The sequence below is a fragment of the Aeromonas sp. QDB14 genome, from assembly GCF_027707845.1.
GTDB classification, from domain to species: Bacteria; Pseudomonadota; Gammaproteobacteria; order Enterobacterales; family Aeromonadaceae; genus Aeromonas; species Aeromonas caviae.
Window position 1 is genome coordinate 1 of the sequence record NZ_JAPCJD010000196.1, and the last position, 955, is coordinate 955.

1 pseudogene is annotated in these 955 nt (G+C 53.3%); it reads left to right on the forward strand.

What is annotated here, in order from left to right:
- Positions 1 to 65: 65 nt before the first annotated feature.
- Positions 66 to 854 (forward strand): annotated as a pseudogene (locus PG887_RS22480) (AadA family aminoglycoside 3''-O-nucleotidyltransferase); the annotation flags it as partial.
- Positions 855 to 955: the final 101 nt, after the last annotated feature.

Here is a 955-nt window from a genome sequence, read left to right on the forward strand (position 1 = left end):
CAAGTCTGCTTTTATTATTTTTAAGCGTGCATAATAAGCCCTACACAAATTGGGAGTTAGACATCATGAGCAACGCAGTGCCCGCCGAGATTTCGGTACAGCTATCACAGGCACTCAACGTCATCGAGCATCATCTGGGATCGACGTTGCTGGCCGTGCATTTGTACGGCTCTGCACTCGACGGTGGCCTGAAGCCATGCAGTGATATTGATTTGCTGGTTACTGTGACTGCACAGCTCGATGAGACTGTGCGGCAGGCTCTGTTCGTAGATTTCCTGGAAGTTTCCGCTTCTCCCGGCCAAAGTGAAGCTCTCCGTGCCTTGGAAGTTACCATCGTCGTGTACGGCGATGTTGTTCCTTGGCGTTATCCAGCCAGACGGGAACTGCAATTCGGGGAGTGGCAGCGCAAGGACATTCTTGCGGGCATCTTCGAGCCCGCGACAACCGATGTTGATCTGGCTATTCTGCTAACTAAAGCAAGGCAACACAGCCTTGCCTTGGCAGGTTCGGCCGCGGAAGATTTCTTCAACCCAGTCCCGGAAAGCGATCTATTCAAAGCACTGGCCGACACCTTGAAACTATGGAACTCACAACCGGATTGGGCAGGCGACGAGCGGAATGTAGTGCTTACCTTGTCTCGCATTTGGTACAGCGCAGCAACCGGCAAGATCGCGCCGAAGGATGTAGCTGCCAACTGGGTAATGGAACGCCTGCCCGTCCAACATCAGCCCGTGCTGCTTGAAGCCCAGCAGGCTTACCTTGGACAAGGGATGGATTGCTTGGCCTCACGCGCTGATCAGTTGACTGCGTTCATTTACTTTGTGAAGCACGAAGCCGCCAGTCTGCTCGGCTCCACGCCAATGATGTCTAACAGTTCATTAGGCATCACAAAGTACAGCATCGTGACCAACAGCAACGATTCCGTCACACTGCGCCTCATGACTGAGCATGACCT